Origin of the sequence: Bdellovibrio sp. (assembly GCF_036384735.1) — a bacterium.
In the GTDB taxonomy this organism is placed as follows: domain Bacteria; phylum Bdellovibrionota; class Bdellovibrionia; order Bdellovibrionales; family Bdellovibrionaceae; genus Bdellovibrio.
Window position 1 is genome coordinate 1 of sequence record NZ_DASVLT010000048.1, and the last position, 23,918, is coordinate 23,918.

Annotated in this window: 28 protein-coding genes and 1 pseudogene; 11 read left to right on the top strand and 18 right to left on the bottom strand. The window is 44.8% G+C overall.

All coding sequences use genetic code 11. The annotated features are described in order from the left end of the window. A pseudogene (locus VF412_RS13875) lies at positions 1 to 336 on the top strand (hypothetical protein); the annotation flags it as partial. A gap of 76 nt (positions 337 to 412) precedes the next feature. Next, the gene (locus tag VF412_RS13880) at positions 413 to 778 is read left to right on the top strand and encodes a hypothetical protein (RefSeq protein WP_331339847.1); all 366 of its coding nucleotides are present in this window, start codon (positions 413 to 415) and stop codon (positions 776 to 778) included. On the opposite strand, the gene sfsA is transcribed toward VF412_RS13880, so the two are convergent. After that, a complete protein-coding gene (gene sfsA, locus VF412_RS13885) occupies positions 779 to 1,510 on the bottom strand; it encodes a DNA/RNA nuclease SfsA (RefSeq protein WP_331339848.1) in 732 nt (243 codons plus the stop codon). A 296-nt stretch (positions 1,511 to 1,806) separates the two neighbouring features. On the opposite strand from sfsA, the gene VF412_RS13890 reads away from it, so the two are divergent. The 3 genes from VF412_RS13890 to VF412_RS13900 all read left to right on the top strand — a co-directional run bounded on the left by VF412_RS13890 (position 1,807) and on the right by VF412_RS13900 (position 5,427). Next, positions 1,807 to 3,483: a 2-oxo acid dehydrogenase subunit E2 gene (locus VF412_RS13890; protein WP_331339849.1), complete on the top strand. Its 1,677-nt coding sequence runs from the start codon at positions 1,807 to 1,809 to the stop codon at positions 3,481 to 3,483. A gap of 1 nt (position 3,484) precedes the next feature. Further along, positions 3,485 to 4,906, top strand: a complete 1,422-nt coding sequence (lpdA, locus tag VF412_RS13895; RefSeq protein ID WP_331339850.1) for a dihydrolipoyl dehydrogenase — start codon at positions 3,485 to 3,487, stop codon at positions 4,904 to 4,906. A 110-nt stretch (positions 4,907 to 5,016) separates the two neighbouring features. Beyond that, on the top strand, positions 5,017 to 5,427 hold the full coding sequence (locus VF412_RS13900; RefSeq protein WP_331339851.1) for a hypothetical protein: 411 nt from the start codon (positions 5,017 to 5,019) through the stop codon (positions 5,425 to 5,427). A gap of 17 nt (positions 5,428 to 5,444) precedes the next feature. Here VF412_RS13900 and VF412_RS13905 read toward each other — a convergent pair whose 3' ends face one another. The 3 genes from VF412_RS13905 to VF412_RS13915 form a co-directional block, all read right to left on the bottom strand. After that, entirely contained in the window at positions 5,445 to 5,771 is a 327-nt protein-coding gene (locus VF412_RS13905; protein WP_331339852.1) for a hypothetical protein, read from the bottom strand. A 92-nt stretch (positions 5,772 to 5,863) separates the two neighbouring features. Further along, a complete protein-coding gene (locus VF412_RS13910; protein WP_331339853.1) occupies positions 5,864 to 6,814 on the bottom strand; it encodes a hypothetical protein in 951 nt (316 codons plus the stop codon). A 54-nt stretch (positions 6,815 to 6,868) separates the two neighbouring features. Then, entirely contained in the window at positions 6,869 to 8,149 is a 1,281-nt protein-coding gene (locus VF412_RS13915) for an acetyl-CoA C-acetyltransferase (RefSeq protein WP_331339854.1), read from the bottom strand. Between the two features lie 96 nt (positions 8,150 to 8,245). Here VF412_RS13915 and VF412_RS13920 point away from each other — a divergent pair, with 96 nt between their 5' ends. Next, on the top strand, positions 8,246 to 8,803 hold the full coding sequence (locus tag VF412_RS13920) for a TetR/AcrR family transcriptional regulator (protein ID WP_331339855.1): 558 nt from the start codon (positions 8,246 to 8,248) through the stop codon (positions 8,801 to 8,803). Positions 8,804 to 8,968: 165 nt separating this feature from the next. Beyond that, on the top strand, positions 8,969 to 10,159 hold the full coding sequence (locus tag VF412_RS13925; RefSeq protein WP_331339856.1) for a clostripain-related cysteine peptidase: 1,191 nt from the start codon (positions 8,969 to 8,971) through the stop codon (positions 10,157 to 10,159). A 56-nt stretch (positions 10,160 to 10,215) separates the two neighbouring features. On the opposite strand, the gene VF412_RS13930 is transcribed toward VF412_RS13925, so the two are convergent. The 4 genes from VF412_RS13930 to VF412_RS13945 form a co-directional block, all read right to left on the bottom strand. Beyond that, a complete protein-coding gene (locus VF412_RS13930; RefSeq protein ID WP_331339857.1) occupies positions 10,216 to 10,644 on the bottom strand; it encodes a BLUF domain-containing protein in 429 nt (142 codons plus the stop codon). Further along, entirely contained in the window at positions 10,637 to 11,056 is a 420-nt protein-coding gene (locus VF412_RS13935) for a MaoC family dehydratase (RefSeq protein WP_331339858.1), read from the bottom strand. The genes VF412_RS13930 and VF412_RS13935 overlap by 8 nt, the downstream gene beginning before the upstream one ends. Before the next feature lie 11 nt (positions 11,057 to 11,067). Further along, the gene (locus VF412_RS13940; protein WP_331339859.1) at positions 11,068 to 12,384 is read right to left on the bottom strand and encodes a PhoH family protein; all 1,317 of its coding nucleotides are present in this window, start codon (positions 12,382 to 12,384) and stop codon (positions 11,068 to 11,070) included. A gap of 156 nt (positions 12,385 to 12,540) precedes the next feature. Continuing rightward, positions 12,541 to 13,044 carry a PilZ domain-containing protein gene (locus VF412_RS13945; RefSeq protein ID WP_331339860.1) on the bottom strand — a complete coding sequence of 168 codons (504 nt, stop codon included), beginning with the start codon at positions 13,042 to 13,044 and terminating at the stop codon, positions 12,541 to 12,543. Between the two features lie 186 nt (positions 13,045 to 13,230). Between VF412_RS13945 and VF412_RS13950 the strand changes: the two genes are divergently transcribed. Next, entirely contained in the window at positions 13,231 to 14,139 is a 909-nt protein-coding gene (locus VF412_RS13950) for a TonB family protein (RefSeq protein WP_331339861.1), read from the top strand. Here the strand turns inward: VF412_RS13950 and msrB are convergent. Then, positions 14,136 to 14,555, bottom strand: coding sequence for a peptide-methionine (R)-S-oxide reductase MsrB (gene msrB / locus VF412_RS13955; RefSeq protein WP_331339862.1), 420 nt, complete (start codon positions 14,553 to 14,555; stop codon positions 14,136 to 14,138). The two genes, VF412_RS13950 and msrB, sit on opposite strands and share 4 nt — an antisense overlap. 90 nt (positions 14,556 to 14,645) lie before the next feature. Here msrB and VF412_RS13960 point away from each other — a divergent pair, with 90 nt between their 5' ends. After that, the gene (locus VF412_RS13960) at positions 14,646 to 15,218 is read left to right on the top strand and encodes an outer membrane protein (protein WP_331339863.1); all 573 of its coding nucleotides are present in this window, start codon (positions 14,646 to 14,648) and stop codon (positions 15,216 to 15,218) included. Positions 15,219 to 15,271: 53 nt separating this feature from the next. Continuing rightward, positions 15,272 to 16,252 carry an aminopeptidase gene (locus tag VF412_RS13965; protein ID WP_331339864.1) on the top strand — a complete coding sequence of 327 codons (981 nt, stop codon included), beginning with the start codon at positions 15,272 to 15,274 and terminating at the stop codon, positions 16,250 to 16,252. Here VF412_RS13965 and VF412_RS13970 read toward each other — a convergent pair. The 4 genes from VF412_RS13970 to VF412_RS13985 are packed head-to-tail and all read right to left on the bottom strand — an operon-like array spanning position 16,236 to position 19,190. After that, complete coding sequence (locus VF412_RS13970) at positions 16,236 to 17,558, bottom strand: MFS transporter (protein WP_331339865.1); 1,323 nt, start codon at positions 17,556 to 17,558, stop codon at positions 16,236 to 16,238. The two genes, VF412_RS13965 and VF412_RS13970, sit on opposite strands and share 17 nt — an antisense overlap. Positions 17,559 to 17,563: 5 nt before the next feature. After that, positions 17,564 to 18,058 (bottom strand): hypothetical protein, encoded by a 495-nt coding sequence (locus VF412_RS13975; RefSeq protein ID WP_331339866.1) that lies wholly within the window; start codon positions 18,056 to 18,058, stop codon positions 17,564 to 17,566. A 21-nt stretch (positions 18,059 to 18,079) separates the two neighbouring features. Then, complete coding sequence (locus VF412_RS13980) at positions 18,080 to 18,562, bottom strand: hypothetical protein (RefSeq protein ID WP_331339867.1); 483 nt, start codon at positions 18,560 to 18,562, stop codon at positions 18,080 to 18,082. Between the two features lie 4 nt (positions 18,563 to 18,566). After that, the gene (locus VF412_RS13985; RefSeq protein WP_331339868.1) at positions 18,567 to 19,190 is read right to left on the bottom strand and encodes an RNA polymerase sigma factor; all 624 of its coding nucleotides are present in this window, start codon (positions 19,188 to 19,190) and stop codon (positions 18,567 to 18,569) included. Positions 19,191 to 19,517: 327 nt separating this feature from the next. Between VF412_RS13985 and VF412_RS13990 the strand changes: the two genes are divergently transcribed. Beyond that, positions 19,518 to 19,766 carry a hypothetical protein gene (locus tag VF412_RS13990; RefSeq protein ID WP_331339869.1) on the top strand — a complete coding sequence of 83 codons (249 nt, stop codon included), beginning with the start codon at positions 19,518 to 19,520 and terminating at the stop codon, positions 19,764 to 19,766. 49 nt (positions 19,767 to 19,815) lie between these two features. Here VF412_RS13990 and VF412_RS13995 read toward each other — a convergent pair whose 3' ends face one another. From VF412_RS13995 to VF412_RS14015, 5 genes are all read right to left on the bottom strand, one after another. Then, positions 19,816 to 20,679, bottom strand: a complete 864-nt coding sequence (locus VF412_RS13995) for a hypothetical protein (RefSeq protein WP_331339870.1) — start codon at positions 20,677 to 20,679, stop codon at positions 19,816 to 19,818. A 162-nt stretch (positions 20,680 to 20,841) separates the two neighbouring features. Then, positions 20,842 to 21,219, bottom strand: a complete 378-nt coding sequence (locus VF412_RS14000) for a hypothetical protein (protein ID WP_331339871.1) — start codon at positions 21,217 to 21,219, stop codon at positions 20,842 to 20,844. After that, positions 21,206 to 22,348: a hypothetical protein gene (locus tag VF412_RS14005; RefSeq protein WP_331339872.1), complete on the bottom strand. Its 1,143-nt coding sequence runs from the start codon at positions 22,346 to 22,348 to the stop codon at positions 21,206 to 21,208. Before VF412_RS14005 ends, VF412_RS14000 begins: the two co-directional genes overlap by 14 nt. A 67-nt stretch (positions 22,349 to 22,415) precedes the next feature. Further along, on the bottom strand, positions 22,416 to 22,856 hold the full coding sequence (locus tag VF412_RS14010) for an MAPEG family protein (protein ID WP_331339873.1): 441 nt from the start codon (positions 22,854 to 22,856) through the stop codon (positions 22,416 to 22,418). 63 nt (positions 22,857 to 22,919) lie between these two features. After that, positions 22,920 to 23,852 carry a diguanylate cyclase gene (locus VF412_RS14015; protein WP_331339874.1) on the bottom strand — a complete coding sequence of 311 codons (933 nt, stop codon included), beginning with the start codon at positions 23,850 to 23,852 and terminating at the stop codon, positions 22,920 to 22,922. Positions 23,853 to 23,918 lie beyond the last annotated feature (66 nt).

A 23,918-nucleotide genomic window follows, 5' to 3' on the forward strand; every position in this document is an offset into this window, starting at 1 on the left:
CAACCAAGTATCACGACATATCAAACCGTGAACTCGCAGATTTTTCAGCCATATTGTTTTAGCTGCCACTCTGCCGCTGGGGGAAATCGTGCCGGTGTGAATCTGGAAACTTATGCGAATGTGATGAAAAATATTTCCGGAGTAAAATCGACAATCAACAGCGGGTCCATGCCGCGAGGAACGACTTTAACAAGCGCGCAGAAAAATTTAGTTCTTGCCTGGATCGCAGCCGGTGCACCACAAACTGCACCAACTACGAAAGCCTCGTTAGAACAAGCGGATCAAGAGATGATGCGTAAGGCTTATGTCGATTTCATGACAGAACCCCAACAATAAAGCACAAAAGTCCGTTGCCATAACCTTGGTTCAATCCCGTGCTGCCTTCAGTTATCTTAATACTGGAGGCTTGCAAATGAGATTTATTATTTGCACATGCTTAGCGACATTCCTCTTTGGCTGTAACGGATGGGTGTGGAGCACACTCAATAACGACAGCAGTCTCGTCACGGGCGACACTGGTTATAGTGTCGATCCTTCCGCTTTGAACTATGCTTATGTAAATGCAAATATTTTTCAACCTCACTGTATTCATTGTCATTCAAACGCAGCGGGAAATTCTGGCGGAGTGAATTTAGAAACTTACGCCAATGTCATTGCAAACCTGAACAACATCCGTGATCAAGTGAATACAAATCAGATGCCGAAAGGGGGACCGCCCCTCACCGACACTGAAAAAACAATTTTGAACGACTGGATTTCTTTAGGTGCGCCTCAGTGATTAAAGTTTCAAAGGCAATACAGTTTCAGAAAGATTTGCCTCTAACGGGCTTAACTCGACGATGATTGGCGAAATCGTTAGACCCTTCTGATGAGCTTCGCGCAGAAGCTTTCCGTATTCAGAATCAATATCATCCGCCGGTGAAAACGTTCCGCAGTCGTTACGTTGAATTGTGAACACAAGCTCTGCCGTATGACCTTGCTCCATCAGGTCCATCAATTCGCGCAAGTGTTTTTGCCCGCGCTCGGTAACGGCATCTGGGAATTTCGCGACACCCTCTTCACCTAAGGTGACGTTCTTCACCTCGATGAAATGCATTTTGTCGCTGCCTTTCTTTTTCAGCATAAAATCCAGGCGTGTTTCCGCAGAGATTTTGAATTCCGGTTTCACCTCATCGAACTGGGCCCAATTCGCGAATGTTCCTTGGACCGCCTTTCCTTGACCTATGACCTTCTGTAAAGTTTCACGCATCACGACATTCGGAGTCGCCGTGTTTACGCCAACCCAAGCTCCCGCGGGGCTTTTGATCATTTCCAGAGTGTATTTGAGCTTTCTCTCGGGATTGTCACTGGTTGAAAATAGGCAATGCTGGCCTGGGTTGTTCGCACTTTTCATACTGCCTGTATTGGGCAAATGGGCTACCAGCGTGTGACCCTGAAACTCGATATCTGCAAAGAAACGCTTATAGCGTTTTAAGAAAATGCCTTCCTGCAGTTTTTGGGAAAATTTCATGGGTCCTCCGAATCAATTTCATGTCAAAACAAGGGTCCAAACTAGAGCGAGCTCCGAGGAAATTCAACCCTTTCGCTATGTGTTAATCGGTGCAATTACTCTACTGCAGGACTAGAAGGAAGTGTTCTCTATAAAGACTATTTGTCATTGCTTGCAACAGAGGCAAAGACACCTCAAAGTGAAGGGGCTTTATCCCTCTGAAATTTGAGGACTGCGGAACATCATCGACCTTGTGCTCGATGAATGAATTAGATTTTGATTTTTTAAATTAGGAACAACGAAAGGACTTTCTCAACATGGCAACTGAAGTAAAACTGCCCGAACTTGGTGAAGGCGTATCTGAAGGTGAATTGGTAAAATGGTTGGTAAAACCAGGTGATTCTGTAAAAGCCGATCAACCTATCGCCGAAGTATTGACGGACAAAGCAACTGTTGAGGTGCCTTCTCCTGTTGCCGGTACTGTGGGTGAATTGAAATTCAAACCAGGCCAAGTTGTTAAAGTTGGTTCCGTAATGATCACTCTTGCGGCGGCAGCCGGCAGTGCTGGAGCGTCGTCAGGCGCGCAAGCTGGAGCAACTTCTGCGGCTTCTAAACCTGCTCCGGCAGCTCAAGCTTCAACTCCAGCAACTACAAATGGCGCTGGTAAAGTTCAAGACGTTAAACTTCCTGAACTTGGCGAAGGCGTGACTGAAGGTGAACTTGTTAAGTGGTTGGTGAAAGCTGGCGACTCTGTCAAGGCTGACCAAGCTATCGCTGAAGTATTGACTGACAAAGCCACTGTTGAAGTTCCGACTCCAGCTGCGGGTGTTGTAAAAGATTTGAAATTCAAAGCTGGTGATGTTGTGAAAGTTGGATCTGTGATGATTACGCTTGCGGCAGACGCTGGCAGTGCAATTGCGCCGGCTGGTGCAACTGCTGGAGCAGCTCCAGCGGGTGCGCAGCGTGAAGTTCCTGCTTCCGCTCATGCAAACTTTGCAGCGGCTTCGACTTCAACTCCTGCGGCTAAACCGGCAGCGACTGTTGCTCCTAATGGTATTTTCCCTCCAGTAGCTGATTCAAAAGTTTTGGCGACTCCTGCGACTCGCAGACTCGCTCGTGAAACTGGCGTTGATATCAACGGCTTGACTGGTTCTGGTCTTGCCGGTCGGGTCACTCGTGAAGATGTTTTGGCGGCGGGAGCCGGCAGTGCTGGGGCGATGGCCGTCGCGAAAGCTGGAACAACTCCGGGCATGACAATTCCTCGTCCTTCTTACCAAGGCCCTGCTGGCGCTGCGGAAGAGCGCGTGGCATTGATCGGTATCCGCAAACGTATCGCTGAAAACATGCAACGCTCAAAACAAATCATCCCTCACTTCACTATCATGGACGAGGCAAAGGTTGATTCCTTGGTTGCACTTCGTGAGTCATTGAAAGACTTCGCAGAGAAAAACGGAACTAAGATCACTTATCTTCCAATCGTGATGAAAGCCATGATTGCAACGATCCGTGAATTCCCAATGTTCAACGCATCTATCGACGATGCGGCCGGCGAAATCGTTTACAAAAAATATTTCAATCTTGGTTTTGCTGCTGATACTCCGACAGGACTTGTTGTTCCGGTTATCAAAAACGCGGATCAAAAAACAATTTTGGAAATCTCTAAAGAGATCATCGATCTTTCTAAACGCGCTCGTGACGGCAAATTGAAACCAGATGAAATGAAAGGTGCTTCAATCACTATCACGAACATCGGCTCTATCGGCGGCACTTACGCGACTCCTGTGATCAACCACCCTGAAGTGGCGATCCTTGGCATGTACAAAATTGACGAAAAGCCGGTTATCAAAGATGGTCAGTTGAAAGCAATCAAAGTGATGAACTACACAATGACTGCAGATCACCGTTTGATCGACGGCGCCTTGGCAGCAAGATTCTTGGCAGCGTTCATCGCTCGCATCGAGAATCCGGGTAAACTTTTGGTGGAGATGCTCTAATATGCAATCATTTGACGTAGTAGTAATTGGTGCGGGTCCCGGCGGTTATGTTGCCGCGATCCGTTCCGCTCAACTTGGTTTTAAAACAGCAGTCATTGAACGTGAATTCTTGGGTGGCGTGTGCTTGAACGTGGGTTGCATCCCATCGAAGGCCATGATCACTGCGACTCACCTTCTTCATAAAGCTCAACATAACTTCAAAGACATGGGCTTGATGATCAAAGGTGATATCGACGTCGACATGAAACAACTTGTGAAGTGGAAACAATCCGTTTGCGACAAAATGTCAGGTGGCGTGGGTCAACTTCTTAAAGGTTACGGCGTTACTCACATCAAAGGTGATGCTGAATTCAAAAACTCTAAAGAGATCACTGTGAAATCTTCTGCGGGAACAGAAACCGTTCAAGCAAAATACTTCATCGTGGCGACGGGTTCTCGTCCCATCGAAATCCCTGGTTTCAAATTCGACGAAAAGGACATCTGCTCTTCAACAGGCGCTTTGGCATTCGATACGATTCCAAAACGCGTTGCTGTTATCGGTGGTGGTTACATCGGTCTAGAGATCTCTTCTTACCTTCGTAAACTTGGCACTGAAGTGACTGTGATCGAAGCGATGCCTTCGTTGCTAGCTGGCGTTGTTGATCCAGATTGCGCAAATGTGGTGGTACGCAAGCTTGATAAAGCTGGCGTAAAAATCATGTACGGTGCGAAAGCGAAATCTCAAAAGAAAGTAAAAGACGGCTACGAAGTTACTGTCGAAATCAACGGTAAAGACGAAGTTGTTAAATGCGATAAAATCCTAGTAACCGTGGGTCGTCGTCCAAACGGTGACCAAGCGAACTTGAAAGCAGCGGGCATTGCCGTTGACGAACGTGGTTTCGTTAAAGTAGACGCTCAACGCAGAACCAACGTACCTAACATCTTTGCTATCGGCGATATCGCGGGCCAACCAATGCTTGCTCATAAAGCTTCACACGAAGGTGTCTTGGTGGCTGAGGTGATCTCTGGAGCGAACCGTGTTTACGATGCGAAAACAGTTCCAGCGGTTGTCTTCACAGATCCAGAAATTGCATCTGCGGGCATGACTGAAGCGGAAGCCAAAGCGAAGGGCTTTAACGATTTATTGATCGGCAAGTTCCCATTCGGCGCAAACGGCCGTGCGGTGAGCATGATGGAAACTGAAGGCTTCGTGAAAATGATCGCAGACAAGAAGACACACGTTTTGTTGGGTGTTCATATCGTCGGTCCTGAGGCTTCTAACTTGATCTCAGAAGCTGTATTGGCAATTGAGATGGGTGCTCGCATTGAAGATTTAGCGCTCTCTATTCATCCACATCCGACTCTAGGTGAGACGATTATGGAATGTGCTGAAGCGACTTTAGGGCATGCGATCCACATTATTCAAAAACCTTTGAATAAATAGTCGACAGTAAATTTATACTTCTCAAAAAGGGAGCGATAACGCTCCCTTTTTTTTGCCTTAGTATCTTTCTGATTCTTTAGGGTCCCTACTCTCAATCCGATAAGTTTCCCATGGAAGTCGGGCAGCTTTTTACCGCTAAAGATGATTTCGAACTTTTCGGGCTGATCAGATCCTCTGTTCAGTCGGCGGATTTTATTCCCGAGTTCTATCAAATCTTTCATTTCGTGAAGGTGTCTGACAATCTATACAAATTGGATGCGACATTTAAAGCTCAAGATTATCGCGACAACAAAGGATTCCTCTCGCGCTTTCCAGACGGGGATATTTACTGCGGCCTCGATGCGACAGGCTCTCACGATGACTTAACATTTAGCTCAAGATCTCTGTTTGCTAGTGTGGTTTTCACTGATATTAAGTCATGGACCACAATCTATGAAGATCATCTGGGCAATCCAGAGTACGACGAATACATGGTACGCGAAGCCCGCCTTCAGCTGATCAATCTAAAAAAAACAGGCTAATCCGGAGAAGTGATTTTCTAGTCGCAATACGTGTCGCGCACAAGATCCTTCAAGATCATTTTTCCACGATTCGCATACTTGATCTCTCCGACCTTTGCACGATAGCAGGATTTGTAGTCTGAGTAAAAATGAACGGCGAATTCAAACTCATAACCATTCACAGACAGCAGTTTTATATTTGCGATGTTCTCGGATGTGGTGGAGCGAATCACTCCAACCATCATATTTTGGTATTTAGCGAAATAGGCTCTTTGCTGCGGAGCCATGACTGGAGCCGCCTGAGCAGCAGAAGCTAGTGACAAAAAAATCGACAAAGTGCCAACAAACGTGCGTATCCACAGCATAAAGTCCTCACAATACCATTTTTAAGAGTACGGTTGGCTGATATGCAAAACAAATGACAGATACTGAGGAATCCCTGCCACTGTAATATAGCTTACTTGCGACTTCCGAAGACCACATCCAGAGTCACATAAATCGTCCACACACTGGTAAAGTGCTCTTGTCGGGGCCATGACAATTCGGGAGTGATTTGCACGAACATCCAGTCTAAAGGATGCAATGAGGTACGATATGTAATGCCTGCTGTGTAACTATCCGTATAGAAATTGTTATTTTCTGTCGCTGTGATCAATCGCAAATCAAAAGAAGTCAGACTGACTTTGTTGATAGTATAGATCAATGAAGGACCATGATAAGAGTTGAATTGTAGATTGCTGATATTCCAATCTGCTTCGTTAAGAAAACGGAAGAGCAACTTCTTATCTAAGGCATAGTCATTCGTTAATGACGTCACTTCCTGCCAAAGATTATCGGAATCCCAACTGAGCTGTTCATAGAAGTGATTCACCGTCGGGCCAATCAAGAAATCCTTACTGAGACGTGCATTCAAGTTGTAAGCAAGTGGCCGACTGAAGCGCAAGCCTATCCCGTCATTGAAGGTCCACGGATTGAGTTCTTTATACTCTTTCTTTGAAACCTGCTGATCGGTACTCTCTTCACCATTCCACCAGCGTTGAATGCGTTGTTCAGTATCCTTCCAATTAGGCAAACTTAAATTCAGGTTGGTCTGAATATCGTAAGAGCCTGAGGCAACCGAATTCGCGTAAAACTTCTGAGTGACGTGCAAGCTGCTGTTATAATATTCATCCAACGCGCGCTGATTTCCGAATAGCAAGTCCACGTCATTGGCAAGAATGATCACACGATCTGAAATGCTCTCTTGTGAACCTTGCAAGTACTGGGCGGCTTGATCAATCAACGGCTCCGAAGGAGTTTGCGGTACTGGTGGTGGCGATACCGGCGTGGGATTACTACCAGCATCTTGCCCGTAGGCAAATGCAGAAGAAATCACTATGAAGATGCTAAGAACAATTCGAAGGAACACGACACCTCTTCCTAAAAATCTTATGAAGTTTAGGAAGAGATGTCATTTCGTTTATTAAGGACGCTCAACTATAGCGGTCACACCCATTCCACCTGCTGTACAGATAGAGATAAGGCCGCGGCCCGAGCCACGTTGTGACAACATCTTCGCAAGGCTTGCCAAGATACGACCGCCTGTTGCAGCGAATGGATGCCCAAGAGCCAAACTTCCACCCTTCACATTCATTTTGCTGCGATCGATTGAACCCAAGGCCTTTGGCTCGCCCATTTTTTTGCAGTATTCATCAGACTCAAGGGCTTTCAATGTACAAAGAACCTGGCCAGCAAAAGCTTCATGGATTTCATAGAAGTCAAAATCTTGAAATTTCAAATTATTACGACGAAGCATACGCGCAATAGCGTATGTCGGCGCCATCAACAAGCCTTCACCTGCTACGTAATCTACTGCTGCAACTTCGGCATCAACCAAATAAGCTAGAACTGGAAGACCATGTTCTTTCGCAAACTCTTCGCTACCCAATAAAACAGCCGAAGCACCGTCAGATAAGCCCGTGCTGTTACCAGCTGTTAAAGTTCCGGTACCAGTGAAATCGAAAGCCGGTTTCAACTTCGCAAGTTTATCCATACTTGTATCACCACGAACGAACGTGTCTTTTTTCAAGCCATTGAATTCAAAAACCAGGTCGTTATAGAAACCTTCAGCCCAAGCCTTCTCGGCATTCTGGTGACTTAATAAAGCCAATTGATCTTGCTCTTCACGAGTGATCTTCCATTCCTTCACCATCTTCTCAGTGTGCTGGCCCATAGAAAGACCTGTGCGAGGCTCCATCACCGCCGGAAATTGTGGTTTCAAATATTGCGGCTTAATTTCTGCGAATTTTTTAATACGACCCACCAAAGATTTCTCTTTTTGCGCTTCCATCATGATCCAAGAGAATTCGTGAGGCAAAACTCCCGCAATATCGCTATTCGTATCAGTGCCGCCGGCGATACCACTGTCGATCGCGCCTGAAGCGATTTTCAAACCAATCTGCCATGCCGTCTCAAGCCCCGTACCACAGGCCCGTTGCACATCATAACCTGGAGTGTGAGGATTCAAGCCCGCACCTAAAACCGACTCACGAGTCATATTCCAGTCCGACGCATTCTTCATCACAGCGCCTGTAGAAACATCGCCTAAGCGTTTTCCAACAAGGTTTGTTTTCCATACCAAGTCTTTAAGAACGGCTGTCATCATCTGCTGATTGCCGATACGGTTGTAATTTCCGAACGATTTTGTAAACGGAATTCTGGAACCAGCCAGAATAGCTACGGGACGCATCTGTTTCGTATTCATACGATCAATCCTTTAACAATTAAGGGGCTTGATTACCTACCTACTGATAGGTAGAATATACTCTATACTAGCCGATCAACGCAAGGAAGATAGAAAGTGGATACTAAATCCCAAGCAATCGAAACAGGCAAAGCACTGTTGCAGCTTAAGGGCTTCAATGGATTCAGCTTTCAGGACATCGCGGATGAACTAGGGATCCGTAAGGCCAGCCTGCATTATCACTTTAGCTCAAAAGAAGAGCTAGGCTTAGCTTTGATTGCTGATTATGAAGATGCTTTTTCACAATGGTGCAAGACGGTCGAAGACCTTGACCCAATGGATCAACTAGAAAAATTCTGCCTGATTTTTTATCGTATTTCTCAAGACAATTTAAAGATCTGCCCTACCGGAGTTTTCTGCTCGGACTACAATACCCTTCCCATATCCATGCAAAAACGTCTGGGGCAATTCCATAAAATACAAAGTAAGTGGTTGGAAAAAACCATTACGGCTGCTCGTAAAAACAATGATGTTATCAAAACATTGTCGCCAAAAGAATTAGCGACGATGATTATCGCCAACGCACAAGGCAGTTTGCAACTTGCACGCATGCATGAAACCTCTGCACTTGCGAAAAACAGCGTGGCCAATCTGTTGAAACTTCTTAAGTCCTAAACTTAAGTCGAGTTTTATTTCACACATTGTCACCTCGTAGGCATAAATTAGAGTTTCTATTCATTTCTAGCCCGACCCAAGGTCTTATCAAACGTTAATTCTGGCCCCGTCTAGTTCCAAAATGGAGCTACACTATGCTCCTGACACATTTTTCATGGAGGAAAAATGACGAACCACTTGTCGCGCGTTTTAGTATGTCTTCTTTTAATGCTTGGCACTTCTTTCGCTCACGCAGCTGCTGAGGTAAAAGAATGGAACTTTCTGGTTTTCCTAAACGGTATCAACAGCCTTGATAGCTTCGGCTCTCAGAATATCAATCAAATGGAAGAAATCGGTTCCAACAATAAAATGAACATCCTTGTTGAGTGGGGTTCAGAGGCTTCTACAAACGTATCTCGTCTATTGATTAAAAAAGACAACGACACGACGAAAGTCACATCACCAGTTGTTCAAAACTTGGGCGCTGCTGACATGGGTGACTATAAAGAGTTGATCCGTTTCGTTGATTGGGCGAACCAAAACTACCCTGCGAAACACTACTTCATCGTAGTTTGGGATCACGGTAACGGTTGGCACTTCACTAGCTCTGACAACACTGCCACTCACATTCAAGATATTTCTTGGGATGACCACTCTGGCAACAACATGACAACTGAACAGTTGGCACTTGCGATGGCAGAATCTGCAAAGATTATCGGTCACAAGGTTGATATCTATGCTTCTGACGCTTGCATGATGGGCATGGTTGAAGTGGCTTCAGAAATGCAAGACTCTGTGAACTACTTCGTTGGTTCTCAAGATGTCGAGCCAGGCGCAGGCTGGCCATACAATGTATTCTTAGGTAAATGGGCTTCACAAATTGATTCTTTGAGCCCCGCACAAGTAGCGACTCTTCTGTCTAAAGAATATACTGCTGCTTACAACGGCGGTATCTACGGCAAACGCCCGGTAACAATGGCTGCTTACGATTTGTCACAAATCGGTACTTACGAAGCTGCATTCAAACAATTGGCAACTCAATTGAACAGCTTAAGCGCTGCTGACATCACGAAGGCTCAAACCGCTGCTGGCAATACAAAATATTTCACGAACTGGGACTACAGAGACGCAGTTGATTTCTTGGCTCAACTTGAAAAAGGTGGAGTGAAAGCTTCTTCGTTCTCGACTCTTCGTTCAGCACAAAACAAGTTCGTCATGTCTAACGATCAAACTCAAGATAAAAACACTTACGGTGTATCTGTGTGGATCCCAACTGACTCTAGCGACTACGATCCATATTCTTCTCGCTATGAAGGTCTTCGCTTCAACAAAGATACTGGCTGGGGCTCATTCGTTCAAAAATTGATTAAGAAGTAATTTAAAACTAAAAAGCCCGGGGTTGATCCCGGGCTTTTTTTTATTTCAGCTATTGTCTATTTAAAATCTGGCGCAGATGCTCGGAAGTTTTTTACCATCCCCATGATCAGATTTCTTTCATGAGGCCCCGCCTTCACACACAAATCAAAAAGCTTGATCAAATCCACAGTGCTATTCGCCTCGATATCGCCATCCAAAAAAGCCATCGACCAGTTATCGAAAAAGCGTGTGTCGCTTTCCGTTTCAATTTTGATCTGCAACTTATAGTTACGATCATCGTCTCTGATTTTTTCTATAAGCTTACGAATGCTATTTTCTTCACCTTCAAGGACTTGCAGAAAATAGCCGTCCCGAAGAATGAGAATGCCAGTGATGTTTTGTGTGGAATTATTTTTCCGCGAGACCTCAAGAATCTCGCGGATGTCTGTGTAACTTAGGTCGTCAACCGCTTGGCTGACGTATACAAGTTGGAATACCTTAGGCATGTTCCATGTCGGCGCCAACCATGATTACGGCCTCGCCTTTCACAACAACGTCACCGTTTGCTTTAGTCACGTTTGTCTCAACAGTCGCGATGCCTTTTTCTTTGCGCACGCCCGTGATTTTGATTGTGATCGTAATGACATCATCAATGAAAACTGGATTTACAAATTTCAAAGATTGCCCCAGGTAAACGCCGCCACCGCCAATTGTTTTAACAAGGGCCGCTGAAATCAGCGCCCCTGAAATCATACCGTGGGCAATGCGACGACCGAAGCGAGTTTTGGCAGCATAAGCATCGTCCATGTGAATAGGATTACGGTCCCCAGACAACTCTGCAAATTGTTGCACCATTTTATCTGTGACTTGCACAGTGACTGAATCCGTAAAACCTACTTCAACGTTCCTATTTGCCATCTCTAAAACTCCTACAGAATATTCGCAGCTAGCTCTGCCAGCTCGGATCTTTCACCCTTCGTCAGAGTCACATGGGCAGCAATTGCCTGTCCCTTGAATCTCTCTACTGCGTAAGTCAAACCACTGTTCGCAGAATCTACGTAAGGATTATCGATCTGATAAACGTCACCAGTCAGAACAACCTTTGTCCCTTTTCCGGCACGAGTAACAATCGTCTTGATCTCGTGCGGAGTCAAGTTTTGTGCTTCATCCACAATCAGGTATTGCTTGGGAATGCTGCGACCACGAATGTAAGTCAGTGGCTCGATGTTCAACATGCCTTGATTGATTAATTCTTGCGCTCGACCCGCCGCTTTTTTGTCCGCACCCATCAAAAACTCTACGTTATCAAAGATAGGTTGCATCCAAGGATTTAGCTTTTGCTCGATATCACCCGGCAAGTAACCAATGTCGCGACCCATTGGGAAAATGGGACGAGACACAAGCAATCTTTGGAACTGACCTTGATCCAAAGTTTTATGAAGACCTGCAGCAATCGCCATCAACGTCTTACCTGTACCCGCTTTACCTACCAACGAGATGAACATGATTTCATCGTTCAACAAGCAATCAAGAGCAAACGCTTGCTCTACGTTACGAGCATGGATGCCCCAGATAGAGTCAGCCGCTTGCACCAATGGCACAATTGCTTGCTCAGCATGACTGAAACGACCAATCGCAGAGTGATTTGGATTCGATGAATCTTTCATGATTACGTATTGGTTGGCGTAAAGTTTTACGTCAGTCACAAAACGTTTTTCACGATAGAAAGTATCGATTTGTTCTGAAGTGATCATGATCTCTTGATAGCCTTCGTAAAGGTCATCACGATTGATGTCGTTGGTTTCGTAGTCCTTTGCGATCACACCGTAAACGTCAGCTTTGATACGAAGATTGATGTCTTTAGAGATCAACTCCACTTTGTAGCGTGGATGTTGTTTCTGCAAAGCCAAGGCTGTATTCAAGATACGGTTGTCAGCTTTTTGGTGATCCAACTCTGAAGGCATCCCTGCAAGCATCAGGTCGGTGTTGATGTAAACCATCGTTTCAGAGTTATCGATCTGAACACCACTTGCTAAAGGACCCTTCGCACGAAGAACGTCGATAAAGCGACTGAACTGACGAGCATTTCGACCGTTTTCACCTTGGTCTCTTTTGAACTTGTCGACTTCCTCGATCACAGAGATAGGGATATGAACATCCGCTTCCCCGAAACGCAAAATCGCCTGAGCGTCGAAAAGGATCACATTCGTATCAACTACAATTTTTCTGCGCTTAGCTTTACTCAAGGACAACCCTCCGCTTGGTCTATGATTGCATTTCACTTCAGCGTCTTGCCGAAATGAAAGTGGGATTTGCAGCATCCGGCTGCGGTCAACCCACAGCTAAATTGCAACAAATCCCAGGACCAAAGTCTACGGAAAAGGCCGTATAACTAAATGAATTTAAGAGATGTGAGAAACCAGAACGTCACCAGTGTCTGTTTTCAGACTCGCACTGACAGTTTCGATAAATTTCACAAAATGATGGAGCGCAACATCATTCATAGTGCCTTTTACGAAGTTCGCACCGTGACGAACAATGCTTTCCTCTTCGATCAAACGACCGTTAGAAACACGAATTGTAAATGGGAAATAAGTAGTGTGATTCAAGTACACACGCATAGCCACTTCATCACCATTCTGGAATGCGCCTTCCAACATATCTAGCTCAAATGCCAAACCGTTTTCAGAAATGTCGTATAATGCCACTTTCATAAGACCTTTTTCAGGAAGGACGACAAAAGCTCCAACGAACTCTGTAAGAATCGTACGCTTCACTTCACGGCGGTCTCTGCTCAGAATTTCTTGACGTGCCTCGGTAATGTCATGAACCTCAGCCACTTTGGCGTTCTTTTCCAAAGAGTTTTGAGATCTTAGGCGCGTATTAAACTCGAGAACTTTACCCATTTTTCCCCCAAATTACTGTCCCTCACTTATCGGCAAATTCTGTTTCAACTTTAGACCCCTTTAGTCCACTGCCTCAAAAAGGGACAACCGCAGCTTCTTATGTCGAGGACGAAGTAACGCAGCAGTTGGCACTTTTGGAGGTCGTGGCCTTGCACTTAGGTCGGGGTTAGTCATAGAATGGGTGCCATGAAAAGGCGACTCATTTGGCTAGCATTAGCTTCCAGTTTTCTGATTCACTTGCTGTTTTTAACAGGGGTGTACGTTATTGCGCCTTTAATGGAAACAAAAAAGCCCGAGACCATTGAGGTGACTCTGGCCCCACCTCCTCCGCCTGAACTGACGAAAAAAGAGAAAAAAGAAAACGAAAAACAAATCGTTCGCCAAGCTCTGGTTCCGGAACAAATGAAAGTTCCAGAGGACGATACATTGGCGCGCTTTCTTTCTGAACAAAAACAACGCGTGAAGCAAGAGTCCCAAGCTTCACAAAATGGCATGACAGAAAACCGCAGCAATAAGTCCACGCAAATTGCGAAGAAAGTTCCTCCTCAGCAAGCGCAAAAGCCTCGACAAAAAGAGGAACAAAAACCTGCAGAGACGAAAGATAAAGATGGCTATCGCACAGTTGATATCTCTAAAGATCTGCAAGAGATGAATCAGTTGAACGATGGCAGATCCTCTATCGGCGAGGCCTTACCAACGGACGTCAAAGTCGGCTCATTGACGGCGCTGAATACTGATCGCTATTTGTTCTATACATTCTACGCACGCATCGAAGAGTTATTGCGCTATCGCTGGGAAACTCGTGTGATGCAATCAATTGAAGGTTTCGATCGCATCACAGCAACAAACGCGGGCAATCACAATTGGGTGACTGAAGTGGAATTCTTGTTGGATTCACGCGGCTTCCTACAAAAAGTCATCGTGATGAAAGAATCAGGAATGAAATCCTTCGACGCCGCCGCCGTAAACGCCTTGAAAGACGCCCGAGTCTTCCCAAATCCTCCACGCGAGATGATCAAAGAAGATGGCTTGATCCATATCAAATACGGCTTCTTGGTAAATTACGTCCCACCAGTTCTGGTAAATCGTAACTAAGAATTTTTCTTGGGGATAAACTTCAACGCGGCAGAGTTGATGCAATAGCGAAGTCCTGTGGGTCCCGGACCATCATCAAAAACATGCCCTAGATGGGAATTAGAATCCTTCGCACGCACTTCGACGCGAATCATGCCGTGGGAAAGATCGCGCTTTTCAACGATCTGATCTTCATCGATAGGCTTTGTAAAGCTGGGCCAGCCAGAACCAGAATCAAATTTATCTTCACTGGAAAAAAGCGGTTTGCCCGAGATCGCATCCACATAGATGCCCTCTTCATGATTGTCCCAGTATTGATTGCGGAAAGGCGCTTCAGTGCCGTTCTCGACCATGATCCGATACTGTTCTGGAGTTAGAAGTTTCTTAAGTTCTGCTTCGTCTTGTGGAAGTCCACACTTCAATACTTTTTCGCTCATACATTCCTTCTATTCCTTTTCGCCCCTTTAGTCTAGAGGCTTGGCAATTTCGTGTTACTCACCACTCTCCCTTTGATAGCATAAAACAATATGAAAAGACTTTGTTTCGCATTGATTCTGTTCGTAATCAGCATGGCTTCTTTTTCCGCAAATGCGATGTACACCGAAATTGGCGCTGCCTATGGCTATAAATCTCAAACTTATGATGAAAACAATAAGAACCAAACAGAGTCTTTGACTGGCTCTGTCTCTCTTTATTTTTGGGAGCGCATCGCACTTGAGCTCAGTTACACGGACGCCACAGCGATTGTTGAATCGAAGGCTTTCTCAACCGATCCAAAACGTACAACAATTCAACGTTCACAAATTTTGGGCGCCGATTTAATTTTCGTTTTGGCCGATAAGACAGCCTTCTTCCAACCCTACGTCAAAGGCGGCATTGCCCAGATCAACCGCACACAGAAAATTAAAATCGAAGGACAAGACACTTACGAAAATGATCCAGAAAGCGCGATTGCACCGAGCTACGGTGTGGGTGTGAAACTTTCCATCACCGACAGCTTCGGCATAAAACTGAGCTATGAAGCCTGGAAAACACCCGTCGGCGGAGGCAGCCAAACTGACGACTCGGCCTTCCGCGCTGGTATTTCATGGACTCTTTAAAATATCTGATTTTACTTTTCCCCCTGCTTACTGGTTGCCAAATGGGTTACCTGATGAGTTCTGCGTATAATCAAATGAAGCTTCTCAATTCCCGTGAGCCTATTGAAGAGGCGTTAAAGGATCCCAAAGTCAGCGATGAAGAAAAACGCAAACTAGAGCTCGCGCAAAAAGCCCGTACATTTGCCGAAAACGATCTTCATTTGAAACCCACAAAGAATTACACATCCTATGTGAAATTGGATCGTCCCTATGTCACTTACGTGGTCAGTGCCGCCTACAAATGGGAGTTAAAACACTATCAGTGGTCTTATCCGTTTGTGGGAAAAATGCCTTACAAAGGTTACTTCAATGAAGCTGATGCCAAAGAGGAAGAACAAGAGCTACAAAAGGAAGATCTCGACACCTACATGCGCGGAGTTTCCGCTTACAGCACATTGGGATGGTTTAGAGATCCTCTATTGAGTTCAATGCTTCGCTATAAAGACTACGAGCTGGTGAATACGATCATTCACGAAACCGTTCATGCAACTTTGTACATCAAGCACGCAGCCGATTTCAATGAACGCCTTGCAAGCTTCCTCGGCGGCAAGGGAGCAGAGCTTTACTATTTAAAACTTGAAGGTCCCAACTCAACGACGCTTAAAGAAATTCAGAAAGACAATGCCGATGATAAAATATTCTCGGAATTCATATCGAAAGAGTTGAAGGACTTAGAGGCATGGTACAAAGCTTTGCCAGCCACTGATAGAAGAGAAGAAAAACGCATGGAACGTATCGCTGAAATTCAAAAGCGCTTCGCCAGCGATATTCTTCCTCACATGCAAACAAATGATTTTGAAAAATTCCCTAAAATTCATCTGAATAATGCCCGTCTATTAGTTTATAAAACCTATATGCAGGATCTTGGCGACTTCGAAAAACTTTACGAGCAATCCAATCACGATTTCAGCATCTTCATAGAAAAATGTAAGGAACTTGAAGGCGCTGATGATCCGGCCAAGAAGCTAAAAGAAATCGTCAGTCGTGCTTCATAGATTTTTTCGGATAATTGCTAATTGCAAATAACAAGCAGATTAGGAACACAACTTCGGCGATAGCGATGCCCGCGAAGCTCCAGTTATATTTTTCATACCAATAACCAGTCGCAAGACTGATTACTCCAGAAAAGATGCCAAAACCTAAATTATAAACCACGGCCACGGCGGTACAGCGAGCTTTCGCTGGAACATGTTCACAAATATAAGCAATCATGGGGCCATATCCAATTATCGGCAAAGCGCTGATCAAAGCGGAAATTAAAATCAACACCATCGTATTAGACAAAATCTGCCCGCCTATCATTGGATGATTTTTGACCCAATAATCCATCAGCATGAAAAGCGGATAACATAAAACTAAGCAGGCAGCCAGACCGATTAGCAAAAGATTCTTTCGATTGACCTTGTCACCGACATATCCCCACAAAATATTTGTAGGCATATAGAATACGCTCGAGATTGCGACGATAAAGCTGACCGTGGAAGGTTCAACTTTCAAAATACTTTGCAGAAAATAGAGCTTATAAGGATGACTGACATAGCCAGCAATTCCCAATCCACCAACGACAGGAATCATAAACCATATAAAATGATGAAATGATTTTTTGCTTAAAAAGAAGGGCTTCGTTACGTTACGATGCCATTCCTTCAAAGTCATAATGGGGGCTTCCTTCACAACCAAAGAGCGATTCAATCGGCGAATCGCCAAAATAATAAGGCCTGACATCAAAAAGCAAATCCGCCAGCCCCAGGCTAGAAAAGCATCAATTCCACAAAGCAATTTTAAAATGACAATTATGGCAATGGCCGTAAGAAATCCTGCTGTGATCGACAGTTGAATCACACTTGTATAACGTGCTTTCTGTTGAAAGGGAGCAATTTCGTAAGCAAGAACTGCCGCACAGGCATAGGAGCCGCCCAAGGCAAAGCCCTGAACTCCTCGAAGTAAAATATTAAGAATTGTCGACAGATCCCCCATCTGCGCATACGAAGGAAGAAGACCTATCAATACCGTGGAAATCGAAATGACATAGAGGCTTGAGATCAATGCCCTTTGCCTTCCGCGAAGATCGGCAAAGACGCCATAAAAAACCGCACCCACAGGACGAAGTACAAATCCCAAAAGAAACGTCAAAAGAGAACTGACTTTCGCAAAGCCCGTTGTCTCGGGATTGAAAAACATTGTCGTGCTATCGATATAAAGAACACCGGAAAGATAGAAACAGTAGAATGCGAGCAGATTCACCAGACATAGCATTGCGAGTTCGTCCCACAGGCTGATGAATGCGCTTTCTCTTTCCATACACTCTACTTTTCTTCGATCACCTTCGGCGCCGGTAAGGCCTTCTTCTCACCCTTCGGAGAAGACTCAGGGTTGGCAAGCATGGATTTGATTCTGTTCGTCAGATCCATCTTGATTTGCAGATACTGAACCATACGGTCCGCACCTAAAAGCGGTTTTAGTTTATCAAACTCTTCTTCGCTGATGTGATTGTAAGATTGCAGTGTTTTGCGATAACGAACCAGTTCCTCTTCGCGTTGTTTCGTCGAAGAGGCCTGTTTCATCTTGTCAATGGCTTCAGAAAGAGAGTGGTTGAGGTCCGCTTTCTTTTTATTAAGATTCTTCACGATGTCCGTGAACTTCTTTTCCTCGACAGGGGAAAGCTTTAACTCGTCACTCAATTTCCAAATGAAAAGTTCTTCTAATTGATTTCTTTTGTCTGAAGATTCAGCGGCAAAGACAGCACGCGGCTGAATTAAATAAAAGGCTATAACTAAGACGAACGAAAGTATGAAGCGCACTCTATCACCCGCAATGGGTGATTAGCGCACGCTTTCACCCATGATTTTGTTGAACTTGGCCACCGATAAATTTTCAAATGATTCGCTAGCCACGTCTACAAAAAAGTCGGATTCACTCTGAGAGCTGATTAAAGTCTGGGACATATCTTCAGGATCCAAAAGAGCCTCAGCGACAATGCGTTCATGACCATCACTCAAAAGGCCAACACGCTGCATGCTTTGGTTTACTTTTGACACCTGAGTCATCAACAAAGAGCACATCACGAAAAGTGACATCAAGCCGCCAACTGGATAAAGCCATCCACGCCAGTGAGAACGCAATAAATTGCGTGGGGTCATAAGCACAGGGGCGGGTGCCATTTCGACCTCTTCGACCTTCGCCATGATTTTGTCATGGAGCGAATCAAAAAAATCATCGCTCATGGTCATTTCAAAATCATCGATGGCTTTCATTTTTTTGCGAACCTTATCCAAAGGCTCGTTCTGATTTTCCTTACGGTCCATGCAATTATCCTTCTGCTTCCGCAAATCTATGATTCATTTCTGTAAAGAAACCACCAACTTCTTCAGTCCAGTTTTTAAGCTCCTCTTGTTGCTCAAAAGTCTGACGAAGTTTCATCAAAGCGTGGCGGTAATTCGCTTTGGCTGTATCGTATGGGCACTCCATGATCTCAGCGATTTCGTTAAAGCTAAGATCTTCGTACACACGAAGAACCAAGGCTGTTCTTTGTTTCATTGGCAACTTGTCTACTTCTTTTTGAAGTATGTCAGCCACCGCCGTGTGGACCAGAGTGTGTTCAGCCTCCGCCTCCACTGCTAAGTGAACGTCTTCTACATCAACTGTGTCGCGTTTTAGTTCGCGGAGTTTGTTGCGAGCCGTGTTCACTCCGATTTGGAACAACCAGCTCTTGAAGGAAGCCCTTCCCTCGAAAGAGTTCAGTTTCTCATAAGCTTTAATAAAAGCTTCCTGAGTCACGTCCTCAGCTACATCCATGTCCTTTACAAACCTCAAACTCAAGCGCAGCAAACTTCTCTGATGTCGTTTCACGAGTTCGGAAAAAGAGCGTCGATCCCCCGACTTCACTTTTTCTACCAGTTCAAGATCCGATAACACTATTAGATCTCTCTCCATATTTATGACTCGTTTCTGTCTATTTTCGGTTAACGTTCTGAATTTTTTTCCAGAAGAGCCATTGTGCCCCCTCTCAGCCCCCGGTAAATTCGCCCCCAAACCCGCGGTGCCTACACTGTTTCATTAAAGCAACGTTGATGCCAAAATAAGCAGAGTCAAATTGACCTTAAATATATGATTTAATTTATGAATTACGCATTTTGTTATGGTCGACATAAGAAAATCTTATGCCACTTTGCACAGCCCTTAGCATGTCAAATTCATGAAGACGGCCCTCAGGATTGAAAACTTTAGAAGCCCTGCCATCCTTATCTATGTGGAGGTTCTATGAAGGTCTTTGCCTTACTTTTCTTTCTAATGCCTTTATATCTATTCGCGGCCGATGCTCCATCTGGGGCTTCATCATCGGTGGCACAGAACCCCGCTCAGCCGCCAGAGCCGACTCCTCCTACCAACAAACCCGATATGCCCGACACCACACTGGTGGGAACCAAAAAGCAAACCAAAGAGGCTAAGAGAAAAGCCCACAAGCAAATGAAGGAAAAAGAGAAAGAGATGAACTCGGAAGGAAAATAAAAAAGGCCGCTAGGCCTTTTTTATTTTTTAGGATTTCAAGTAGCTGATCTTAGTGACCCGCGCTGCCGCTTTGTCTTTCACGGATATCTTCAGCAGTCATACCATATTTGCAGTACTGTTTTTTCGCTGCAGCAAATGCGGAATAATCCATACCATTGCGGCTTGTGTAAGGAACCATGTTGTAATTCGACTCGAATTTAGTCATACCGATGTGATAGTTCACTTGATAGATGCTGCCGTAGTTACTGTCTAGAACTTCAAGAACATAACCATCAGAAGACTTCTTCATATCAACAACCAACCAGGCATGGGCCGTGATACCAGGAATTTGCAGCTTTTGATAAACGATACGGTTGTTCACACGCACTTCTTTATAAAGGTCATCCATCATACTCTTCAATTTATCGGCTGACACTTCAGAGTCACCACTCAACCCACGGACCCAACCGAACATGATCACGCCGTCACCAATCTGCATTCCTTCAAGAGTACGCTGAATATCGTCAGCATAATCCTGAGAGAACTCAGCCAAATTTCTATAACCAGGAATTTCAACGATACCTTTGTTCGTCGAGATATCTTCGATAATGTTATGAGCCTGATCCGCTGAAGGGCGCGGAAGATCAGGGCGATAAACAGCCAAAAACGTAGCACTCCGAGAGAACATTGAGTGCCACCAGCAAACACCACCATTCGCGATACCACCGTGGTTCAAACTCGCAAGATGGTTGTTCTCATTATAAAGAAGGCTTTTGAAATAGTTGGGATCGTCCGCGTTTTTACAAAATTCTGCCTTACTAGTCGCGGCTCTTGTATTTCCAGATTTATCGATTTCACTAGCAAAAGTCATTGAAGACCATACCGTTGAAAGAACAAGGGCAGCACCCACGATCAATTGGCTTTGACGTTTCATGAATTACCTTCTGAAAAGTGTTATTAAATTATTGAACGCGATTACCAAAAGCAAGGGCTCTGCCAGGTGGAAGAGCCCTCAAAAAGCCTTTATTTTGAGCTGAATATGGAATTTTAGAAATGTGACGTGTTTCGCTGGACAGAAAGGGGAATTGTCTAATCTCTATTCAGAAGCGTGCTGGGCCATTCCAGACAAATCGACCAGGGTGCCATCGCTAGCTTTGCAAAATGCCGTCTGCGATCCTCGAGAATTTTCACCCATAACTACTTTTCCGTTTAAGAAATTGCAGTAAGCGGTGCCCGGATTTTTAGGACGACTTTCTGTATTCTTGAGATCAAGTGTTCTTGCTTTCTCTACAAGTGCGCGAGCCTCGCAGGATTTTTCTTGGCAGGAAGCAGACATCCTCACATCTGTTTTTTCATCATAGCAAATGGTTTCAGCTTTGCCTTCCACTTCCCATTTAGCACCTTGGCAAGCAGCTTCTGCGCTCACCGCCGTAAAAAACATGCACGAAAGAAGTAAGATTTTATTGATAGACATCGACACTCCCGACATTGGCCATAAGATCTTTGCTGTCAAACCAGCAGCCTACGTATTCGTCCACTTCATCGGGCTTATTACATGCTTGTTTGTACTCGCCCTTCAACGTTCGACATGAACAAGTCATAGCGCCCTTAGGCTTCCAGTAAGCGCCCCATGAGTTGCGAATCATGTAAGCACATTGCCCGCCAATCATCTTTCTTCCCGTCACAAGTACTGCATGCCGTCCGCAGTTGGGGTTTGAGTTGCCTTCCGTATCGCGACCTAACGTTGGATTTATATTTTTTTGACCGCGAGCTTTCGGAGTATTGAATACGACAGAGCACATGTTGATTTCCGCCGGCATATCACCGGTGAGTGCTCCATCCACAGCCTTTTTCATATCCAGATCTGAACCAAGATAGAATTCCTTCAAATTAGGAACCTTCACCGGCTGTGCTTTGCAACCTTTAAACAGATTTTGCAATATCGCCGTGGAAGGAACACCAAGATATCCTTTTTTTACTAAGACTCTTTTCAAATTCGCTTGTTGATCGCAACTGATGTTGGAGTCATAGGTTAAAGTCTTTTCAACTTTATTCCAATTCTTCCCGCCACCCTGCCCGTAATTGTCATAGACGACTTCTAGAAAATGCAGAACTTCCGCTTCAGTCACTCCCGCAGATTTTGTAAACTCAGAAAGGCGAGATTTAACTTCTTCATTGCTGCAAACACCTGAGTGTTTCAATGTTTTATTGACGTCCGTGGAAAAACCACCGCGCAAATTTGTTTGGCCTGTTCCCGCTTTTTGAAAGTACGTGGCCCAAGCCGCATAAACCGGATTTGTTAGGTCGTAAGACTTATCGCCTTTTTTCATACGATAATAGTCAACCATCTGCGATGTTGCGAACGAATAGCAAAGTGACGAGCCGTCTTGATCGTAAACTGGGATCTTATTAAATGGCGAGTTGATACCTTTATTCAAATCCACTTCCGAACAGTCGGAATTCAAAGAGGCCTCTATGGCCCTGTCAGCAGCGGCCACAGAGGCTGCCGTAGGCGCCCCAAAGGTCATCTTCTTTCGTGTTGTCTGAGAAAAAGACACGGAAGCAACTAATAGTAATGGAAGAGCCAGAGACGTTCTGATCATTTATTTAATTGTCTCGGCACCCTTGCAAACTGACAATGGACCTAGGTGTAAATCGTTAAAGAATTCTTTATGCAATGGCAGAGATCGCAAGGGCCTTCGCGAAAATCAGAATCCACATCGCAATTAGCACGAGCCAACTTACTCCATACACACGCATGCGAATCATGACTTTGTTTGCACCCATGTGAATATAAGCATGAACGATACGAACAGCAACATAGACCCAAGCCAGAACAAGAAATGTAAACCCTTCCACCGGAAGAATCATGGCAATCAAACAAGCAATGTAAAATAAAACAGGTGCTTCAAACAAGTTGGTGAATTGACGGCCAGTCTTAACGACATCCTCTGTACACTCCGCACCTGTGAATGTTTTGAAATAGCCGAGTTTCATCTGACCCGATTTCACCGCACTATAACGAGCCATAAACATTTTGGCTAAGACAACAACTGAAAGCGCGAACATCGCGCACATCGGATAGACAAGATGAGTGTTTACAACAGGCATGACTTCTCCCTTTCGTTTATAAAAGCATTCTTATTTTTTAAACGAAAGGGAAGAAGATAATTTTTAAGGAGCAATAGTGACGCGGTTACGTCCACCCTGTTTAGACTGATACAGGGCTTTATCCGCGCGGTCGTACAACTGAGTCCACTCGGTTTCAGTTGCATTTTTTGTCGCAACGCCAACAGAGATGGTCACAGGAACCTTTTTACCTTCGAAAACAAATTCATTGGTTTCGATTGTTTGACGAATACGCTCGCCCACTTCGCCGGCAATTTTTGCATTTGAACCGGAAAGAAGAAGAACAAACTCTTCACCACCGTAACGAGCAAAGAAGTCATTGGCGCGGATCAGCTTTGTGATCACGATACGGCACAGTTCTTTCAGCACATAGTCACCACCTGGATGACCGAATGTATCGTTGATTTTTTTGAAATGATCGATGTCGAAAGTCACAAGGCTTAATGGTTCGTTCAGAACTTCTGAACGCTTCATCGCCTCAGGTCCTTTTTCAATCAAAGCACCCTTAGAGTGAGCACCCGTCAAGGCATCCTTTTGCGATTTTTCGTACATTGCTTGGTTGGTGATCGCTTCCAAACTTCCCTTTTCAAGGAATTTGAAGATCACGTTGCCTGTTTTGATTTGATCATTATTTTTCAACAAACAAGATGCAAGCGGTGGCAAGGCTTGACCGTTCACAATGGTTTTATTTGTTGAACCTAAATCGATAATAGAAACTTCACCGCCGTTCACAGCGAACTTCGCATGAGAACGACTTAAGCTTTTGTCGTCGATGTAAACCTGGCTCTCGACAGAACGACCAATCACGATGTCATTTGCAGTAATTGGATATTGCTTTCCCACGTAACCCGGAGGCCCGATCAAAACAAGAACCGCTGGTGGAACGTCATCGGCTTCGCGCAAACGACCTTTGAAAGTGTCACTCGCGACGATACTGGTTTTTTCTAAATTGTCTGAGCTGTCATCATTGTGAGCCATAGGGAAAATTATAGAGTGCGAAGGCGATGAATGACAACACTCAATGGCCATTTTCATTGACGCTGG

Bases quoted from the DNA above. Each gene is read 5' to 3' on its own strand.
- VF412_RS13880 (WP_331339847.1), top strand. From the start codon at position 413: ATGAGATTTATTATTTGCACATGCTTAGCGACATTCCTCTTTGGCTGT.
- sfsA (WP_331339848.1), bottom strand. From the start codon at position 1,510: ATGAAATTTTCCCAAAAACTGCAGGAAGGCATTTTCTTAAAACGCTAT.
- VF412_RS13890 (WP_331339849.1), top strand. From the start codon at position 1,807: ATGGCAACTGAAGTAAAACTGCCCGAACTTGGTGAAGGCGTATCTGAA.
- lpdA (WP_331339850.1), top strand. From the start codon at position 3,485: ATGCAATCATTTGACGTAGTAGTAATTGGTGCGGGTCCCGGCGGTTAT.
- VF412_RS13900 (WP_331339851.1), top strand. From the start codon at position 5,017: ATGGAAGTCGGGCAGCTTTTTACCGCTAAAGATGATTTCGAACTTTTC.
- VF412_RS13905 (WP_331339852.1), bottom strand. From the start codon at position 5,771: ATGCTGTGGATACGCACGTTTGTTGGCACTTTGTCGATTTTTTTGTCA.
- VF412_RS13915 (WP_331339854.1), bottom strand. From the start codon at position 8,149: ATGAATACGAAACAGATGCGTCCCGTAGCTATTCTGGCTGGTTCCAGA.
- VF412_RS13925 (WP_331339856.1), top strand. From the start codon at position 8,969: ATGACGAACCACTTGTCGCGCGTTTTAGTATGTCTTCTTTTAATGCTT.
- VF412_RS13930 (WP_331339857.1), bottom strand. From the start codon at position 10,644: ATGCCTAAGGTATTCCAACTTGTATACGTCAGCCAAGCGGTTGACGAC.
- VF412_RS13935 (WP_331339858.1), bottom strand. From the start codon at position 11,056: ATGGCAAATAGGAACGTTGAAGTAGGTTTTACGGATTCAGTCACTGTG.
- VF412_RS13945 (WP_331339860.1), bottom strand. From the start codon at position 13,044: ATGGGTAAAGTTCTCGAGTTTAATACGCGCCTAAGATCTCAAAACTCT.
- VF412_RS13950 (WP_331339861.1), top strand. From the start codon at position 13,231: ATGAAAAGGCGACTCATTTGGCTAGCATTAGCTTCCAGTTTTCTGATT.
- msrB (WP_331339862.1), bottom strand. From the start codon at position 14,555: ATGAGCGAAAAAGTATTGAAGTGTGGACTTCCACAAGACGAAGCAGAA.
- VF412_RS13960 (WP_331339863.1), top strand. From the start codon at position 14,646: ATGAAAAGACTTTGTTTCGCATTGATTCTGTTCGTAATCAGCATGGCT.
- VF412_RS13965 (WP_331339864.1), top strand. From the start codon at position 15,272: ATGAGTTCTGCGTATAATCAAATGAAGCTTCTCAATTCCCGTGAGCCT.
- VF412_RS13970 (WP_331339865.1), bottom strand. From the start codon at position 17,558: ATGGAAAGAGAAAGCGCATTCATCAGCCTGTGGGACGAACTCGCAATG.
- VF412_RS13980 (WP_331339867.1), bottom strand. From the start codon at position 18,562: ATGGACCGTAAGGAAAATCAGAACGAGCCTTTGGATAAGGTTCGCAAA.
- VF412_RS13985 (WP_331339868.1), bottom strand. From the start codon at position 19,190: ATGGAGAGAGATCTAATAGTGTTATCGGATCTTGAACTGGTAGAAAAA.
- VF412_RS13990 (WP_331339869.1), top strand. From the start codon at position 19,518: ATGAAGGTCTTTGCCTTACTTTTCTTTCTAATGCCTTTATATCTATTC.
- VF412_RS13995 (WP_331339870.1), bottom strand. From the start codon at position 20,679: ATGAAACGTCAAAGCCAATTGATCGTGGGTGCTGCCCTTGTTCTTTCA.
- VF412_RS14000 (WP_331339871.1), bottom strand. From the start codon at position 21,219: ATGTCTATCAATAAAATCTTACTTCTTTCGTGCATGTTTTTTACGGCG.
- VF412_RS14005 (WP_331339872.1), bottom strand. From the start codon at position 22,348: ATGATCAGAACGTCTCTGGCTCTTCCATTACTATTAGTTGCTTCCGTG.
- VF412_RS14010 (WP_331339873.1), bottom strand. From the start codon at position 22,856: ATGCCTGTTGTAAACACTCATCTTGTCTATCCGATGTGCGCGATGTTC.
- VF412_RS14015 (WP_331339874.1), bottom strand. From the start codon at position 23,852: ATGGCTCACAATGATGACAGCTCAGACAATTTAGAAAAAACCAGTATC.